General features: G+C 65.4%; 15 protein-coding genes. 10 read left to right on the top strand and 5 right to left on the bottom strand.

Annotated features, from left to right (window positions below; all coding sequences use genetic code 11):
• Positions 1-6 precede the first annotated feature (6 nt).
• The 4 genes from M2D63_RS23765 to prpR form a co-directional block, all read right to left on the bottom strand.
• A complete protein-coding gene (locus M2D63_RS23765; protein WP_285865510.1) occupies positions 7-1,665 on the bottom strand; it encodes a cation acetate symporter in 1,659 nt (552 codons plus the stop codon).
• A complete protein-coding gene (locus tag M2D63_RS23760) occupies positions 1,662-1,991 on the bottom strand; it encodes a DUF485 domain-containing protein (protein ID WP_285865509.1) in 330 nt (109 codons plus the stop codon). Before M2D63_RS23760 ends, M2D63_RS23765 begins: the two co-directional genes overlap by 4 nt.
• A 69-nt stretch (positions 1,992-2,060) precedes the next feature.
• Positions 2,061-3,662, bottom strand: a complete 1,602-nt coding sequence (locus M2D63_RS23755; RefSeq protein ID WP_285865523.1) for a long-chain fatty acid--CoA ligase — start codon at positions 3,660-3,662, stop codon at positions 2,061-2,063.
• A gap of 253 nt (positions 3,663-3,915) precedes the next feature.
• Entirely contained in the window at positions 3,916-5,880 is a 1,965-nt protein-coding gene (gene prpR, locus M2D63_RS23750) for a propionate catabolism operon regulatory protein PrpR (RefSeq protein WP_285865508.1), read from the bottom strand.
• A 201-nt stretch (positions 5,881-6,081) separates the two neighbouring features.
• Between prpR and M2D63_RS23745 the strand changes: the two genes are divergently transcribed.
• Genes M2D63_RS23745 through M2D63_RS23725 form a run of 5 tightly spaced genes read left to right on the top strand, consistent with a single transcriptional unit; the run spans position 6,082 to position 10,190 of the window.
• Positions 6,082-7,140 carry a phosphotransferase family protein gene (locus tag M2D63_RS23745; RefSeq protein WP_285865507.1) on the top strand — a complete coding sequence of 353 codons (1,059 nt, stop codon included), beginning with the start codon at positions 6,082-6,084 and terminating at the stop codon, positions 7,138-7,140.
• Positions 7,137-7,511 (top strand): DUF6285 domain-containing protein, encoded by a 375-nt coding sequence (locus M2D63_RS23740; protein ID WP_285865506.1) that lies wholly within the window; start codon positions 7,137-7,139, stop codon positions 7,509-7,511. The genes M2D63_RS23745 and M2D63_RS23740 overlap by 4 nt, the downstream gene beginning before the upstream one ends.
• Positions 7,501-8,211, top strand: coding sequence for a histidine phosphatase family protein (locus M2D63_RS23735; protein WP_285865505.1), 711 nt, complete (start codon positions 7,501-7,503; stop codon positions 8,209-8,211). The genes M2D63_RS23740 and M2D63_RS23735 overlap by 11 nt, the downstream gene beginning before the upstream one ends.
• Positions 8,212-8,238: 27 nt before the next feature.
• On the top strand, positions 8,239-9,414 hold the full coding sequence (locus M2D63_RS23730; protein WP_285865504.1) for an acyl-CoA dehydrogenase family protein: 1,176 nt from the start codon (positions 8,239-8,241) through the stop codon (positions 9,412-9,414).
• A complete protein-coding gene (locus M2D63_RS23725; RefSeq protein ID WP_285865503.1) occupies positions 9,411-10,190 on the top strand; it encodes an SDR family NAD(P)-dependent oxidoreductase in 780 nt (259 codons plus the stop codon). Before M2D63_RS23730 ends, M2D63_RS23725 begins: the two co-directional genes overlap by 4 nt.
• A gap of 44 nt (positions 10,191-10,234) precedes the next feature.
• Here M2D63_RS23725 and M2D63_RS23720 read toward each other — a convergent pair whose 3' ends face one another.
• On the bottom strand, positions 10,235-11,227 hold the full coding sequence (locus M2D63_RS23720; RefSeq protein WP_285865521.1) for an NAD(P)H-quinone oxidoreductase: 993 nt from the start codon (positions 11,225-11,227) through the stop codon (positions 10,235-10,237).
• Positions 11,228-11,393: 166 nt separating this feature from the next.
• Between M2D63_RS23720 and M2D63_RS23715 the strand changes: the two genes are divergently transcribed.
• The 5 genes from M2D63_RS23715 to M2D63_RS23695 all read left to right on the top strand — a co-directional run bounded on the left by M2D63_RS23715 (position 11,394) and on the right by M2D63_RS23695 (position 17,406).
• The gene (locus M2D63_RS23715; RefSeq protein WP_285865502.1) at positions 11,394-12,260 is read left to right on the top strand and encodes a LysR family transcriptional regulator; all 867 of its coding nucleotides are present in this window, start codon (positions 11,394-11,396) and stop codon (positions 12,258-12,260) included.
• 87 nt (positions 12,261-12,347) lie between these two features.
• Positions 12,348-14,552: an OsmC domain/YcaO domain-containing protein gene (locus M2D63_RS23710; RefSeq protein WP_285865501.1), complete on the top strand. Its 2,205-nt coding sequence runs from the start codon at positions 12,348-12,350 to the stop codon at positions 14,550-14,552.
• Positions 14,553-14,982: 430 nt separating this feature from the next.
• The gene (locus M2D63_RS23705) at positions 14,983-15,993 is read left to right on the top strand and encodes an aldo/keto reductase (RefSeq protein ID WP_285865500.1); all 1,011 of its coding nucleotides are present in this window, start codon (positions 14,983-14,985) and stop codon (positions 15,991-15,993) included.
• Between the two features lie 74 nt (positions 15,994-16,067).
• Entirely contained in the window at positions 16,068-16,478 is a 411-nt protein-coding gene (locus M2D63_RS23700) for an SRPBCC family protein (protein ID WP_285865499.1), read from the top strand.
• A 7-nt stretch (positions 16,479-16,485) separates the two neighbouring features.
• Entirely contained in the window at positions 16,486-17,406 is a 921-nt protein-coding gene (locus M2D63_RS23695) for a LysR family transcriptional regulator (RefSeq protein ID WP_285865498.1), read from the top strand.
• The last annotated feature ends 121 nt before the right edge of the window (positions 17,407-17,527 follow it).

Genomic DNA, 17,527 nt, shown 5'->3' with positions numbered 1-17,527 from the left:
ACAGGGTCAGTGATCGATGGCGGTAGCGATGCCGACACCGGTCTGGGCCCGGACCAGCTGGTCGTCGAAGCCCTCACGGTCCCTGTCCGCCCTGGCACTGCGATCCAGCCGCGAGACCAGGACGATCACGGCAAAGGTCAGCGGCATCGAGAACAGCGCCGGGTGGTCATAGGGGAAGATCGCCTGCGGGTTGCCCAGCACGGTGACCCAGACCGTGGGGGAGAGGATCACCAGGGCCAGGGCCGAGAACAGCCCGGTCAGCCCGCCGTAGATCGCGCCGCGGGTGGTCAGGCCCTTCCAGTACATGGCCATGAACAGCACCGGGAAGTTGGCCGAGGCGGCGATGCCGAACGTCAGGCCGACCAGGAAGGCGATGTTCACCTGTTCGAACAGGATGCCCAACGCCATGGCCAGCAACCCCAGTATCACCACTGCGATGCGCGATACCCGCATCTCCTGGGCCTCGCTGGCATTGCCGCGCTTGATCACCGTGGCGTAGAGGTCATGGGAGATGGCCGAGGCGCCGGCCAGGGTCAGGCCGGCGACCACGGCGAGGATGGTGGCGAACGCCACGGCGCAGAGAAAGCCCAGGAACAGGTTGCCACCCACCGCCTTGGCCAGGTGCATGGCCACCATGTTGCTGCCGCCTTGCAGGGTGCCGCCGAGCTTGCCGTCGACAAAGTACTGCGGATCGGTGCCGACAATGACGATGGCGGCAAAACCGAGCACGCAGACCACCAGGAAGAAGTAGCCGATGAAGCCCGAGGCGTAGAACACCGACTTGCGCGCTTCGCGGGCATTGGGCACGGTGAAGAAGCGCATCAGGATATGCGGCAGGCCGGCTAGGCCGAATACCAGGCCCAGGGCCATGGAAGCAACGTTCAGCGGGTTGGCCAGCATGCTCCCGGGGCCCATGATGCTCCAGCCGCCGGCATGGCTTTGCACCGCGCGGCTGGCCAGGGTTTCCAGGCTGAAGCCGAAGGGTGCCAGGGCCAGCAGCATCAGCAGGGTGCCGCCCACCAGCAGCAGGACGGCCTTGCTGATCTGCACCCAGGTGGTCGCCAGCATGCCGCCGAAGATCACATAGACCAGCATCAGCAGGCCCACCACCACGACCGCCAGCGTGTAGTCCAGGCCGAACAGCAGCTTGACCAGTTGCCCGGCGCCGACCATCTGCAGCAGCAAGTAGCAGCACACCACCGTCAGCGAGCCACAAGCCGCGAGCATGCGGACGCGGCGCTGGTCGAGGCGGAACGAGACGATGTCGGCGAAGGTGTAGCGGCCAAGATTGCGCAGGCGCTCGGCCATCAGGAAGGTCAGGAGCGGCCAGCCGATAAAGAAGCCGGTCATATAGATGAAGCCGTCGTAGCCCTTGGCGAAGACCATGCTGGATAGTCCCAGCAGGGTCGAGGCCGACATGTAGTCACCAGCGATGGCCAGGCCGTTCTGCCAACCGCAAATGCCACCGCCGGCGGTGTAGAAGTCGCTGGCCGAGCGGGTCTGGCGGGCGGCCCACCAGGTGATCAGCAGGGTGATCGACACGAACAGCAGGAACATGCCGATGGCATGCAGGTTCAGCCCTTGTGGCGGCGCGTCGGCTGCCGAGGCGAACACGGGTTGGGCACACAGGACGGCTGCTGGAAGCCGCAGGCAGGTGGCTTTCATCGCTGGCTCTCCTTGACGATGCTGGCACTGACATGATCGAAGTGACTGTTGGCGCGGTGCACGTACCAGGCTGTCAGCAGCCAGGCGACGACGATCAGCAGGGTCGCCAGCGGGATGCCCAGGCTCAGGTGGCTGCCCGGGTACAGCGGCAGGTGCAGCAGGTCGGGGCGCGCGGCGGCAACCCCCATGAACAGGAAATAGCTGGCAAGCACCAGGGCGCTGAGCCACCAGGTCAGGCGCGAGCGGGCCCTGGCCAGGGCGATATAGCGCGGGTTTTCCCGGATGCGTCGGTAGTGCTCGACAGGCGTGTCGATCATGCTGTTCATAGTGCCTCCGCTTGTTTTTGTTGTAAGGCTGCGCGTGGGCGCGTCGCTGACGCGCCGGTAGGGGGTGGTTCAGGGCCAGGCGAAATCGGTGAAGTGCTCGCGCAAGGTCTTCTTGCTGACCTTGCCGGTCGCAGTGTGCGGCAATGCCTGCATGAACGCGCTGGCGTCGGGCATCCACCACTTGGGGATCTTGTCTTCGAGAAAGGCGGTGAGGGCTTCATGGCTGGGCGCCGGGTGATCCTGGCGAGCCACCACCACCAGCAAGGGGCGCTCACTCCAGCGTGGGTGCGGGAGACCGATCACGGCGGCCTCGGCCACCTGCGGGTGGGCCATGACCGCGTTCTCGATTTCCACCGAGCTGATCCACTCGCCGCCGGACTTGATCACGTCCTTGATGCGGTCGGTGATCTGCATGTAGCCCTTGGAGTCGATGCTGGCGACATCGCCGGTGTCGAACCAGCCCTCGGTAGTCTGTTCGCCGAAGTAGCCGCTGCGCACCCAGGGGCCGCGCACCTGCAGCGCGCCGCTGGCCTGGCCATCGTGGGGCAGGGGGCGCTGGGCTTCATCGACGATGCGCATCTCGACCCCGAACATGGCCCGGCCCGACTTGAGCAGTTGCTGCCCGCGCGGCGCCTGGGCCAGTGCCGCGTACCAGGGTTGGTGGCGGTTGTAGCTGCCCATGGGGTTGAGCTCGGTCATGCCCCAGCCGTTTTCCAGGGCCACGCCATGGCGCTGCATGGCCTCGATCAGCGCCAGCGGGCAGGCCGCGCCACCGCTGACGGCGCGCTTGAGCGAGGGGACTGCAGCGGCGTGCGCGTCCAGGTGCTGGCTGATGTTGGCCCACAGCGTCGGTACCGCCAGGGAGAAGCTCACCGCTTCGTCGTTGATCAGCTTGATCATCGCGGCGGCATCACCGACCCGTGGGCCAGGCAGGACCAGTTTGGCGCCGACCATGGCGGCGTTGTACGGCATGCCCCAGGCGTTGACATGGAACATCGGCACCATCGGCATCACCACATCCAGCGCGCGCAGGCCGACGCTGTCGGCCATGTTCTGGGCCATGCCGTGGAGCACGGTGCTGCGGTGGCTGGTAAGTACGCCCTTGGGATTGCCGGTGGTGCCGGAGGTGTAGCACAGGCCGGCGGCACGACGCTCGTCGAGCTCCGGCCAGTCATGATGGTCGTCGACCGCCTCCAGCAGCGCTTCGTAGCTCAGCAGGCCGGGCAGCGAGCTGGCGGGCACCTGATCGGCGGCGCAGAGGACGATGCAGTGGCGGACACTGCCAAGTTCAGCTTGCAGGCTTTCCAGCAGCGGGATGAACTGCGGGTCGACGAACAGCAGGTCGTCCTCGGCATGGCGGATGATGTAGCCGATCTGCTCGGGGAACAGCCGGGGGTTGATGGTGTGGCAGATCCGCCCGGAGCAGGGTACGGCGTAATGCAGTTCGAAATGGCGGTGATCGTTCCACGCCAGGGTGCCGATCCGGGCATCGGCCGGGCAGCCTAGGGCGTCCAGTACATTGGCCAGGCGGCGCGCGCGGGAAAACGCCTGGGCATAGGTGTAGCGATGCACGTTTCCATCGTTGAACAGCGAGACGATCTCGGTGTCGGCGGCAACCATGAGGGCTTGGCGCATGATCGCGGCGATACTCAGGTTGAAGTTCATCATCATGCCTTGCACGGGCAACCTCCTGCCTTGTTATTGTGGGCGCTCCGACGCTGCAGGCCGGCCGGCGGCAGCGTCGGAGGGGAGGGAGCAAGGGCTGTGCCAAATCTCAGTGGTTTGAATTGCTAATGAAAAAACTGTTTTTATTCAATTAATTACAGATGCTTTCTTAACAGTATTCGAGGTATTTGAGGCCGCGTTGAGCACCATCCAGGTTTCATCGCTGAAATAAATTTCAGAGTTGAAATGCACGGCCGCATCAGTCCTTCCGGGTGCGCAGGCGTCGCCACAAGGTGGTCCGGCTGATGCCCAGGCGGCGGGCGGTTTCGTCCAGGTCGCCCTGGCATTGTTCGAGCATTTCGCGCACCCGGGTGCTTTCCTGGGCGCGGCTCAGGCTGCGCAGATCCTGTCCGTCGGGGGCATGGGCCGGTGCCGAAGGTTGCCCGGGCTGAGGCTCGAACAGTTCGCTGAACAGCGACTGCAAGGCGACTGCATTACCGCTGCCTGACAGCGCCTCGGCAGACAAGGCCGCCCGCTCCACCAGGTTTTCCAGTTCGCGGATATTGCCCGGCCAGCCGTAGCGCAACAGCGCGGGCGTCAGTCGTTCCAGCAGGCGTCGACCGGCCTCGGCAGTAGCGGGCGGCAGCGGCAGTCGGTCGAGCATGGCCCCGGCGAGCAGGGGAATGTCCTGGGCACGCTCGCGCAACGGCGGAATGCTCAGGCTCAGAATGTTCAAGCGGTAGAAGAGGTCCTCGCGAAACGCACCTTGTGCAATCTGCGCGCGCAGGTCGCGGTGGGTGGCGGCGATCACGCGGATGTCCACCGGCGTCGGCTCGCCGGCCCCCAGGCGCAACACCTCGCGCTCCTGCAGCACGCGCAGCAGGCGGGTTTGCAGGGTGACCGGCATGTCGCCGATTTCATCGAGGAACAGGGTGCCGGTATGGGCGTTCTCGATCAGCCCGCTCTTGCCGCCTTTGCGTGAGCCGGTGAAGGCGCCTTCTTCATGGCCGAACAGCTCGCTTTCCAGCAGGGTTTCGGGGAAGGCGGCGCAGTTGATGGCGACGAAGGGGCCTTCGTGGCGCGGGCTGGCGTTGTGGATGCTCTGCGCGAGCAGCTCCTTGCCGGTGCCGCTTTCGCCACGGATCAGCAGGGTGGCGTGGGCGCTCGCGTAGCGCCGGGCCAAGTCGAGCAGGGCGCGAAAGGCGGGCGCCTCGCCGAGTATCTGCTCGAAGCGGTAGCGGGCGGTGAACTGGCGGGGTTTGACCTGGCTGCGGATGCGCCGGTCGGCGCGCTGGATGGCGTTGGCTTCCTGGCAGGTGATGACCACGCCGTCGGGCCTGCCGTTGTCGATGATCGGGGTGAGGTTGGCGTACAGCGTGCGGCCAGCGGCTTTGACGATGCGGTTTTCTTCGCCTTCGCCGCTGGCCAGGAGGGCGGCGATGTCCAGGTCGGCAATGATTGCCCCGAGCGGTTGTTCCAGCGCCGATTCGCTGGCGATGCCCAGCAAGGCGGCCATGCGCGGGTTCAGCGACTGGATCAGACCGTGGGCATCCACGGCGATCACGCCGTCTGAGAGGTTGCGCAATACGGCGTTCAGGCGCTGCTGCTGGATCAGCACCTGCTGGCGGCTGTGACAGACACCCAGGGCATCGTCCAGGGCCCGCCGCACGGTGTCGGCATTGAGTGCCAGCACACCCTGGGCACCGTTCGACTCGGCGATTTCCACTGCCGTGGACGACCCCACGATCACGCCGTGGCCCTCGTCGATCAGGCGCTTGACCTGTTGTTGCGCGCCTTCGTAGCGGGTGTAGGTGGCCTGGTGGACTTGTACGGTGAACAGCGAGGCCATCGCTTCGAGTTCCGGATGGGTGTCCTGGAAGCTCACGATGCCCACCTTGGTGGCCCGCGCCCTGGCGATGTCCAGAGCGCGGATCAGGTCGTATTCACCCATGCGGATCGAGAGGACGGCGATCGAGAGGTGCCTTCTCAGGTACGCGCTGGTGGCACCCGAACAGATGATCACATCGACATCGCCCCTGGCTTCCAGCGCTCGTCCGGTTTCGCCCAAGAGATTGACAGTGGTCTCGACGATTTCGACCCGGGCCCGGTCGCGGTAATCGGGTATCACCTGCTCGACGATACGGGCCATGCGGCTGGCGCCATCTGGCATTTGCAGGTGGGTGATCAGGGCGACCACCCTGGGCAGGTAGTGCTCGGTGCGCATGGTCCAGACCTCGACGCTGTTTTTTCCATGCTGAAACGTGCATTTCAAATCTGCAATGGAGTCGTGATATTCACGACATTGTTAATACTGGAAAGTAGACGTAACAAATTGATTATAAAGGGATAAATAAAATAGTTCGAAAGCTGGCTCAACTCTTGCTCAAGGGCAGGAAGACCATTCCTCTGGGAGTTCGAAGCCGCGATGTCCACCCTTTTTATTCCGCCACCCGGTGCTCAGCACGCCGACGTTCCCGATGCGTTCCCGGCGCTGGCCAGTTACCTGCGCCAGCAACTGGGGGCCGACAAGGTCGTGATCGACCAGGGCCAGCGCCTGTCCGGAGGCGCCATCCAGGAGAACTGGCTGCTCACCGGCACCGTGACCCGTGGCGGCGAGCAGAGCACCGAACAGTGGGTGCTGCGCACCGATTCCGCGTCCTCCGTGGCCGTCAGCATGGGCCGTGCCCAGGAGTTCGCAGTACTGGCCGCCGTGCACCAGGCCGGTGTTAAGGTGCCCGAGCCCTTGTGGCTGTGCCGCGACCTGGCCGTGCTGGGCCGCGATTTCTTTCTTATGCGCAAGCTAGAGGGTCATTCCAACGGGCACCGCCTGACCACGGACCTGACGCTGGAGCCGCTGCGCAGCGAGCTGTGCCGGGCGCTGGGCGAGAACCTGGGGCTGATTCACCGGATCACCCCTGACCATCCTGACCTGGGCTTTCTACCGCCACCTGCCAGCGACCCTGCGCAGGCCAGCATCGACCAGTACCGGCGCTTTCTCGATGCCTTGCCAGGCAGCTACCCGGTGATCGAGTGGGGGCTGCGCTGGTGCGAGCTGAACAAGCCGCTGCCCATGCCCGCGCGCCTGCTGCACCGCGACTACCGCACCGGCAACTACATGGTCGACGCCCTGGGCCTGACCGGCGTGCTGGACTGGGAGTTCACCGGCTGGGGCGATCCGCGCGAGGACATCGGCTGGTTCACTGCCCGTTGTTGGCGCTTTGCCCGGGCCGATCGCGAAGCCGGCGGCATGGGCGAGCTCAATGACTTCCTGCAGGGCTACAAGGCCGTCTCCGGCTATCAGGCCAGCCCGCAAGACCTGCGCTTCTGGCAACTGATGGCCCACCTGCGCTGGGCGGTGGTCGCCCTGCAGCAGACGCAGCGGCACCTGTCCGGCCAGCAGCGCTCACTGGAGCTGGCGCTGACCGGCACTCTGCTGGCGGAACTGGAACAGGACATTCTTCTACTCAGCGGAGCGCAGCCATGAATACCGACAACACCACGGCCATCGACCTGCTGGATACCGCAAGGGAGGTGCTGCTCGACACCCTGCTGCCTACGCTGGACAAGGCCCACCACTATGAGTGCCGGATGATCGCCCGGGCCATGGCCGTCGCCGCTCGGCAAATCGCCAGGGGCGCCGACGCCGAGCGCATCGAGGCCGGTGCTGTGGCCGCGCTGCTGGACGATCAACAGGCGACGACCGCCGATGCACGGGCACGGCTGGCCGGGCTGATCCGCAGCGGCGCTTTCGACCACCCGGATGAGCGCCAGCAACGGCTGCTCGAGGCGCTTTTGCGCATCAACCGGGCACGCCTGGCGATCACCAGCCCGAAGGCCGTGCGCAATGAACGCTGAAGCCCTGAGACGACGTCGTTGCTACCTGGTGCGCCATGGTCATGTCGATTATTTCGATGACCAGGGCCGGCCGCTGGACCCGCGTGCGGTGAAGCTGTCCCGGCACGGCGTAGAACAGGCTTTGGCGCTTGGCCAGGTCCTGCAGGGCACGCGCTTTGACCGGGTGCTGGTTTCCGACTATCCGCGTGCGCAGCAAACCCTTGAGCTGTTGCTCAAGGGCCGTGAAAGTCCGGTCCAGGCCCTGGCGCAGTTGCGCGAGATCCGTGCCGGGCGCCTGCGCGAAATACCGCCGCGGGCCCTGCGCGAAACAGTCGTCGACGCCTATCGCAAGGCCGCCGAACCCGGAGCGAGTTTCCTCGGAGGCGAGCGCTGGAGCGACTTCAGCCAGCGGGTGCTGGCGACGATGGACGAACTGGCCCGGGACGACAGCTGGGAGACCGCACTCATCGTCAGCCACGATGCCGTCAACCGCGTCGTCCTCGCCTGGGCCACCGGTATCGGTCTGGCGGGGATCAGCGCCTTCGAGCAGGACCCGGCCTGCCTCAACGTCCTCGATATCGATACCCGGGGCGGCCAGTTGCAGGACGGCTTTATCCGCACCCTCAACTTCACCCCCTACAACCCCGACAAGGCCGGCATCCACGCCACCGTGATGGAAAGCCTGTACCGCGCAATCCACCCGCACGGGCCGGCGGCCTGAACCTGCGAATCAACAAGGAACTCGAACATGAACTTTGCACTTTCCGATGAGCTGGTCACGTTGCAGGCGCGCGTGCGGGATTTCATCGCCAACGAAATCATCCCGATGGAGCACGACAGCCGCCAGGGCGCCCATGGCCCGAGCGATGCACTGCGCCAGGAGTTGGTGGCCAAGGCCCGCGCCCATGGCCTGCTGACCCCCCATGCGTCTCGCGAGATGGGCGGCCTGGGGCTGTCGCACACGGCCAAGGCGGTGATCTTCGAAGAGGCCGCCTACTCGCCGCTGGGGCCGACCGCGCTGAACATCCACGCCCCGGACGAAGGCAACATCCACCTGCTGGAGGTGGTCGCCACCGAAGCGCAGAAGGACCGCTGGCTCAGGCCCCTGGTGCAGGGGCATATCCGCTCCTGCTTCGCCATGACCGAGCCGGCGCCGGGGGCCGGCTCCGACCCCTCGATGCTGATGACCACCGCCGTGCGCGACGGTGACGATTACCTCATCAATGGCCACAAGTGGTTGATCACCGGCGCCGAGGGAGCGAGCTTCGCCATCATCATGGCCCGCACCGAGGACGGCAACGCCACCATGTTCCTCACCGACACCGACCAGCCGGGTTTCATCCTCGAACGCATGATGGATTCGCTCGACACCTGCTTTACCGGTGGGCATGGCGTGCTGCGCTTCGACAACCTGCGGGTGCCGGCCGATCAGGTGCTGGGGGAGGTGGGCAAGGGCTTTCGTTATGCCCAGGTGCGCCTGGCGCCGGCACGCCTGACCCACTGCATGCGCTGGCTGGGACAGGCCCGTCGTGCGCACGACGTGGCTTGTGCCTACGCGGCCCGGCGCCAATCCTTCGGCAAGCCGCTGGGCGAGCACCAGGGCGTGGGCTTCATGCTCGCCGACAACGAGATGGACCTGCTCACCACGCGCCTGGCGGTCTGGCATTGCGCCTGGGTGCTGGACCAGGGCGAGCGCGGCAATTTCGAGTCGAGCATGGCCAAGGTCATCAGCTCCGAAGGGATCTGGCGGGTGATCGACCGCAGCGTGCAGGTGCTTGGCGGGCAGGGGGTGACCAGCGAAGCCATCGTCGACCGGATCTTCCGCGACGCCCGGGGCTTTCGCATCTACGACGGCCCGAACGAAGTGCACCGCATGAGCCTGGCGCGCAAGATCCTCGCCCGCAGCGCCGGAGGTGCGCAATGAACGCGCTGGTCAACAAGCTGTTCGACATGAGCGGCCAGCGCGTGCTGGTGACCGGCGCCTCCAGCGGTCTGGGGCTGCATTTCGCCCGGACCCTGGCGGCGGCGGGCGCGCGGGTCGCCGTGGCGGCCCGGCGGGTCGAGCGGCTCAACGACCTGGTCGGCGAATTGCGCCTGGCCGGGCACGATGCCAGCGCCTATGAACTGGACGTCACTTCGCGGCAATCGGTGATCGACTGCATGGACGCCATCGAAGCGCAGCTGGGTGGCCTGGACGTGGTGGTCAACAACGCCGGCGTCAGCGACACCAAGCGGGTGCTCGACTACAACGACCACGACTGGCATGCGATCGTCGACACCAACCTGCGTGGCGCCTGGGTGGTGGCGCAGGAAGCGGCCAGAAGAATGGTCGAAGCCCGGCGGGCAGGGTGCCTGATCAACATCACCTCGATCCTCGCCAGTCGCGTGGGCGGCGGCGTGGGACCCTACAGTGCAGCCAAGGCGGGGCTCAGTCACTTGACCCGTTCCCTGGCGCTGGAACTGGCGCGCCATGACATCCGCGTGAACGCCATTGCGCCGGGCTACATTGCCACCGACATCAACGACGGGTTCCTCCACAGCGAAGCCGGTGAGCGCCTGCGCTCGCGCATTCCCAGCCGCAGGTTCTGCGCCAGCAGTGACCTGGATGGTGCCTTGTTGCTGCTGGCCTCGGGGGCCAGCAGGGGCATGACCGGCGCGGAAATCATCGTCGATGGTGGTCACGCCTGCGCAGGGTTGTAGGGAAGCCGGGCGACGCTGCGCTCATCGCAGCGCCGCCTGTTGTTTCAGGCAGGCTCCGGTACGGTCAGCACCACTTTGCCAATGTGCTGGCCGGACTCCATCAGGGCATGGGCCTGCGCCGCCTCCGCGAGCGTAAAGGTCTTGAAGATCAGCGGCTTGATCGCGCCGCTGCGTACATGGGGCCACACCTTGGACTCCAGTTCGGCAATGATCCCGGCCTTGTCGTCGGCGCTGCGCGAACGCAGGGTCGAGCCGATATGGGTGAGGCGCTTGACCAGCATGGGGAACAGGTCGACCTGGGTGGCCGGCCCCTTGATCACGCCGATCTGCACGATCCTGCCGTTCATGGCCGCGACCTGGAAATTTCGCCCCACATAGTCACCGGCAATGATGTCGACGATCACGTCCACGCCCAGGTTTTCGGTGGCGGCCATGACCTGTTCGACGAAATCCGTTTCGTTGTAGTTGATCGCGACATCGGCGCCCAGGGCCAGGCTTGCGGCCTGCTGCTGCGCGTTGGCCACCGTGGTGAAGATCTTCGAGGCGCCGAAAGCCTTGGCCAGCATGGTCGCCGTGGTGCCGATACCGGAGGCACCGCCATGGATCAGGACCGATTCGCCGGCCTTGAAGCCGCCGCGCTGGAACAGGTTGACCCAGACCGTCATGAAGGTTTCCGGCAGCGCCGCCGCCTCGATCATCGACAGGCCGCCTGGCAGGTGAATGGTGGTGCGTTCATCCGCCACCGCGTAGTCGGCGTAACCGCCGCCCGGCACCAGGGCAATCACCGGATCACCCAGGGCGAAGCGCTGCACTTCGCTGCCAAGGCCGACGACTTCGCCTGCGATCTCAAGGCCGGGAATGTCCGAGGCGCCGGCGGGCGGGTCGTACAGGCCCTTGCGCTGGAGCAGGTCGGGGCCGTTGACGCCGGCGGCCCGGACCCGGATCAGCACCTCGCGCGGGCCGGGTGCCGGTATCGGGCGTTGACTCGGCTGCAAGACGTCCGGGCCGCCCGGTTGGGTGATTTCAATGGCCGTCATCTGCGCGGCGGGATTTGTGCGAGTGATGCTCATGAGATAATCCTGGAAATGAGTGAGCACCAGCGCTACTGGCTGGCTTGCACAAAAGGGTACGCACGCCGGGCTTTGCGGTCGTGCGGCGATTTTGCGAAGCACTGTTGCAACGATTCTTCACGGGAAAACACAGATGAACTGGGATGATGCACGGGTGCTGCTGGCACTGGGCCGAGAGCTGACGTTGCGCCGGGCGGCACGGGTGCTGCGCGTGGACCAGGCCACGGTCGGGCGGCGCATCAGCGCCATGGAAGCGGACCTGGGATCGACCTTGTTCCTGCGCACGCCCAGCGGTTATCAAATGACCTGCGTCGGCGAAATGGCCTTCGAGATGGCCGAGAAAATGGAGCACGCCGCCCTGGAGCTGACCCGCCGCACCCGCGGGGCGGACAACGAGATGGCCGGTGAGGTGCGCATCTCCACGACCGACTCACTGGCCTACGATTTCGTGATTCCCGCCTTGAAGACACTGCACCTGGAACACCCCGAGATCAGCATCGTCCTTGATAGCAGCTCCGAGATCGTCAACCTGTCCCGGCGCGAAACCGACATCGCCATCCGCAACCAGCGCCCCGACAATCCGGACCTGATCCTGCGCAAGCTGGCGGACTGGCCCATGGGGCTGTTCGCCTCTGCCGAGTACCTGCAACGCCAGGGTGTGCCGGAAGAAGGCAAGGGCTTTGCCGGCCATGAACTGGTGATGTACGAGCCGTACTGGCGCGACCGGCCCAACCCGACGCTGGTGGACGAACCGATCGACCAGGCGCGGGTGGTGGCGGCGCTCAATTCCAGCATGATGGTGCGCCGCGCCATCGCCCAGGGGCTGGGCATCGGCGAGATACCGGTGGACATGGGCCTGCGCGACGGCCTTGAGCGGATCTGGCCGGCGCGTACCCGCAGCAAACCCTATGAAGTGTGGATGGTCACCCACCAGGACCTGCGCCATACCGCAAGGTTGCGTCTGGTGATCGAACACCTGGCGACGTCATTCCAGCGCTGATCCGGAGCCACCCGCGCGCGAGCAAGACTTCCTGCGGAAAAACCCGGATAATGGCGCCCATTTCGTTTTGCTCGCTGGTGCTCCCGCATGGAAATCAAGGTCAACTTTCTCGATAATCTTCGACTTGAAGCCAAGTTCGACGACTTCACGGTAATCGCCGATCAGCCCATCCGCTACAAGGGCGATGGCTCGGCACCGGGTCCGTTCGACTACTTCCTGGCGTCCTCGGCCTTGTGCGCGGCGTACTTCGTCAAGCTCTACTGCGAAACCCGCAACATCCCCACGGACAATATCCGCCTGTCGCAGAACAACATCGTCGACCCGGAGAACCGCTACAAGCAGATCTTCAAGATCCAGGTCGAGTTGCCCGCCGACATTTCCGAGAAGGACCGCCAGGGCATCCTGCGCTCCATCGACCGCTGCACCGTGAAGAAAGTGGTGCAGACCGGCCCCGATTTCGTCATCGAAGAGGTGGAGAACCTCGACGCCGACGCCCAGGCGCTGCTGATGCTGGACACCGACAGCAACGCCAGCACCTACATCGTCGGCAAGGACCTGCCCCTGGAGCAGACCATCGCCAACATGTCCGGCATCCTCGCGGGCCTGGGCATGAAGATCGAGATCGCCTCCTGGCGCAACATCGTGCCCAACGTCTGGTCGCTGCACCTGCGCGATGCCCAGTCGCCGATGTGCTTCACCAACGGCAAGGGCTCGACCAAGGAGAGCGCGCTGGCCTCGGCGCTGGGCGAGTTCATCGAGCGCCTGAACTGCAACTTCTTCTACAACGACCAGTTCTGGGGCGAGGAGATCGCCAACGCGCCGTTCGTGCATTACCCCGACGAGCGCTGGTTCCAGCCCGGTCGCAAGGATGCCTTGCCCAAGGAAATCCTCGACCCGTACTGCCTGGAGATCTACAACCCCGACGGCGAACTGTGCGGCTCGCACCTGTACGACACCAACTCCGGCAACATCGAGCGCGGTATCTGCTCGCTGCCTTACGTGCGCCAGTCCGACGGCGAGGTGGTGTACTTCCCCTCCAACCTGGTCGAGAACCTGTTCCTCAGCAACGGCATGAGCGCCGGCAATACCCTGGCCGAAGCCCAGGTGCAGTGCCTGTCGGAAATCTTCGAGCGCGCGGTCAAGCGCGAGATCCTCGAAGGTGAACTGGCACTGCCCGATGTGCCCCAGCACGTGCTGGAAAAATACCCGTCGATCCTCGCCGGTATCCAGGGTCTGGAAGCCCAGGGCTTCCCGGTGCTGGTCAAGGACGCGTCGCTGGGCGGCGAATTCCCGGTGATGTGCGTGACCCTGATGAACCCGCGCACCGGCGGCGTGTTCGCCTCGTTCGGCGCCCACCCGAGCTTCGAGGTGGCGCTGGAGCGCAGCCTCACCGAACTGCTCCAGGGCCGCAGCTTCGAGGGCCTGAACGATCTGCCGCAGCCGACCTTCGACAGCCATGCGCTGACCGAGCCGAACAACTTCGTCGAGCACTTCATCGACTCCAGCGGCGTGGTGTCGTGGCGCTTCTTCAGTGCCAAATCCGATTTCGAGTTCGTCGAGTGGGACTTCGCAGGCAACGGCGAAAACTCCAACGCTGACGAAGCCGCAACCCTGTTCGGCATCCTCGAGGGCCTGGGCAAGGAAGTGTACATGGCCGTGTACGAGCACCTGGGGGCCAAGGCCTGCCGCATCCTGGTGCCGGGCTATTCGGAAATCTACCCGGTGGAAGACCTGATCTGGGACAACACCAACAAGGCGCTGTTCTTCCGTGAAGACATCCTCAACCTGCACAGCCTGGACGACGACAGCCTGCAAGCGCTGGTCGAGCGCCTGGAAGAAAGCGAGCTGGATGACTACACCGACATCACCACCCTGATCGGTGTCGAGTTCGACGACAACACCGCCTGGGGCCAGTTGACCATCCTCGAACTCAAGCTGCTGATCCATCTTGCCCTGGAGAATCACGACCCGGCCAAGGAACTGGTGGAGACCTTCCTGCAGTTCAACGACAACACCGTCGAGCGCGGCTTGTTCTACCAGGCGGTGAACGTGGTGCTGGAAGTGGCGATGGACGATGAGTTGGCGCTGGAAGACTACGAGGCCAACTTCCGCCGGATGTTCGGCAACGAGCGGATGGATGCGGTGCTCGGTTCGGTGGACGGCAGCGTGCGCTTCCACGGCCTGACGCCGACCAGCATGAAGCTCGAAGGCCTGGACCGCCACCTGCGCCTGATCGACAGCTACAAGAAGCTGCACGCGGCGCGGGCCAAGGTGGCGAACCTGAGCATGTGAGTGGCGACTGCTGCGCAGTCGATCGCAGGCTTCGCCAGCTCCTACAATGGTGGCAGGGTATCTGTGGGAGCTGCCGCCAGGCTGCGATCGGCCGCGTAGCGGTCGTAGAACCTGACGACTCGGCCATCGAGGTGGCTGTAGTGCGGCTGCTGCGCAGCCGATCGCAGGCTCCGCCAGCTCCCACAACGATCGCAGGCTTCGCCAGCTCCCACAACGATCGCAGGCTCCGCCAGCTCCTACAGTGATTGCAGGGTATCCGTGGGAGCTGCCGCCAGGCTGCGATCGGTGTAGATGGGAACATCCATGTTAAATGGTCATGCCTCAAAGGTCTGAAGTCTGTCGAATTATGACTTGGACGGTCTTGGTAGGGGCGGCATAGGATTGCCGTCACTGGAGTTCACAAGCGACTCCCCCTACCAGGACACCACCGATGATTCTCAAATCCCTTATCGCCCATCCACTGGGCTTCGGTACCGCACCGCTGGGCAACATGTTCCGCAACGTGCCAGAGGCCGAAGTACAGGCAACCGTCGATGCCGCCTGGAACAACGGCGTGCGCTACTTCGACACCGCGCCGTTCTACGGTGCCGGTCTTTCCGAGTCACGCCTGGGCAACGCCCTGGCCGCTCGCCCTCGCGACGAATACGTGCTCAGCACCAAGGTCGGCCGGGTCATCCTCGATGAGCTGGAAGACCCCACCAGCCGTGAGCTGGGCGAGAAGAGCGGGCTGTTCGAGCACGGCAACCGCAACCGCATCCTCAACGACTACAGCGCCGACGCCACCCTGCGCTCTATCGAGGACAGCCTGCGCCGCCTGAACACCGACCGCCTGGACATCGTCTGGATTCACGACATCGCCCAGGACTTCTACGGTGATCAATGGCTGGAGCGTTTCGAGAGCGCACGCAAAGGCGCTTTCCGCGTGCTGACCCGCCTGCGTGAAGAGGGCGTGATCAAGGCCTGGGGCCTGGGTGTGAACCGGGTCGAGCCGATCGAGCTGACCCTCGACCTTGACGAGCCGCAACCCGACGGCTTCCTGCTTGCCGGCCGCTACTCGCTGCTGGACCACGACCGTGCGCTGCAACGGGTCATGCCGCAAGCACTGGAGCAGGGTGTCGGCATCGTCGTCGGCGGCCCGTACAGCTCGGGCGTGACCGCCGGTGGCGAACACTTCGAATACCAGAAGGCCACCCGGCCGGTGCTGGACAAGCTCGAACGCATCCGTGCGGTTGCCCGTGCCCATGGGGTCGACGTCAAGGCCGCCGCCCTGCAGTTCGCCCTGGCCCACCCGGCCGTGGTCGCGGCGATCCCGGGCTCGACCCGTCCGCTGCACGCCAACGAAGACCATGCGGCCCTGAGCGCCGTCATCCCTGCCGCGTTCTGGAACGACCTGCGCCAGCAAGGGCTGATCAACGCCCTGGCACCTGTACCGACTGTTTGAACATGAGCTTTGCAGGGCTGCATCGCGGCCCTGTCTTTACCGTATTGTTGGGGTAGAACCCCGGGAGAAACACCATGGCTACTGCACAAGCTAGCATTGACCTGCACATCGACGCCGACCGTGTCTGGCAATTGATCGGCGGCTTCGACGCGCTGCCCGACTGGCTGCCGTTCGTGCCGCACAGCGCCTTGAGCGAAGGCGGCCGCGTGCGCACGCTCAAGAGCATCGATGGCGACACCATCATCGAGCGCCTGCTGGACTTCAGCGAAGCCGGGCGCAGCTACAGCTACACCATCCTCCAGGGCCCGGCACCGGTGCGCGACTACCAGTCGACCCTGCGTGTGGTGCCGACAGGTGAGGGCGCGCGGGTGCAATGGTCCGGCTCGTTCGTGCCGGTGGGCATCAGCGATGCCGAGGCGACCGCGCTGTTCACCGGCATCTACGAGGGTGGCCTGGCGGCGCTGAAGCAGACGCTGGAAGGTTGATGCGCCGATGATCCCTTCCCTGGACAGTATTTTCTCCCGCCTGCGTCTGCGCCAGTTGCGCCTGCTCATGGAGCTGGACCGCTGCGGCTCGCTGCACAAGGCGGCCGAGGCCATGGCCATCTCCCAGCCCGGCGCGACCAAGGCGTTGCGTGAGGTCGAGGAGATCCTCGGTGTGCCGCTGTTCGTGCGCCAACCCAGCGGTCTGGTGGCCAACGAAGCCGGACGCTGCGTGGTGCGCTATGCACGGTTGATCCACAGCGACCTGGGCCATTTGCGCGACGAGGTACTGGGAATTGTCCAGGGGCAGGGCGGGCGCCTGGCGGTGGGCAGCATCATGGGCGCCATGCCGATGCTGGTGGGGGCGCTGGGGCGCCTGCGCAGCAGGCAGCCGCAACTGGCGGTGGAAATCACCGAGAACACCAGCGCCAACCTGCTGGCGCAACTGGACGAAGGGCGCCTGGACTTGGCGATCTGCCGCCCGGGGCTTGGGCGCAATGCGGCGGATTATGTGTTCCGCGAGCTGGCCCGGGAGCCGCTGGCGGTGGTGGCCCACCCGCAGCATCCCCTGGCGGGCGCGCAGGCATTGGAGGTAGGTGACCTGAGTCATTGCCGCTGGATCCTCTACCCGGCCAACATGCCCATGCGCCAGGCCCTGGAGCGCGAGTTGAGCGAGGCGGGGGTGGAGCTGCCGCGCTATCCGCTGGAAACCTCGTCCACCTTCGCCACCTTCATGCTGCTGGAAGCCGACCCCACGCTGGTGACGGTGATGCCCAGTGCCGTGGCGGCATTCGCCGAACAGCGTGGCTTGCTGGTGTCGCTGGCGGTGCGCTTGCGGGCCTTGAGCGAGCCGTTCGGGGTGGTGCACCGGGTGGCGGCGCCGTTGTCCCATGCGGCGCAGTTGCTGGTGGATGAGTTGCTCGTGCAGTAGGTGGCTATCGCGGGGCCAGCCCGCGCCGACGGGGGGAGCGGGCATGCCCCCCGGAGGGGTGGTACAACGAACGGCCGCCCGCGGAAGTAGATAAGGCTCCAGAACACGGCCAAAAGCCGCG

The organism is Pseudomonas sp. BJa5, from assembly GCF_030272875.2.
GTDB lineage: Bacteria > Pseudomonadota > Gammaproteobacteria > Pseudomonadales > Pseudomonadaceae > Aquipseudomonas.
The sequence above is the reverse complement of the archived record's forward strand: the minus strand, read 5'-3'. Positions and strand labels throughout refer to the sequence as shown.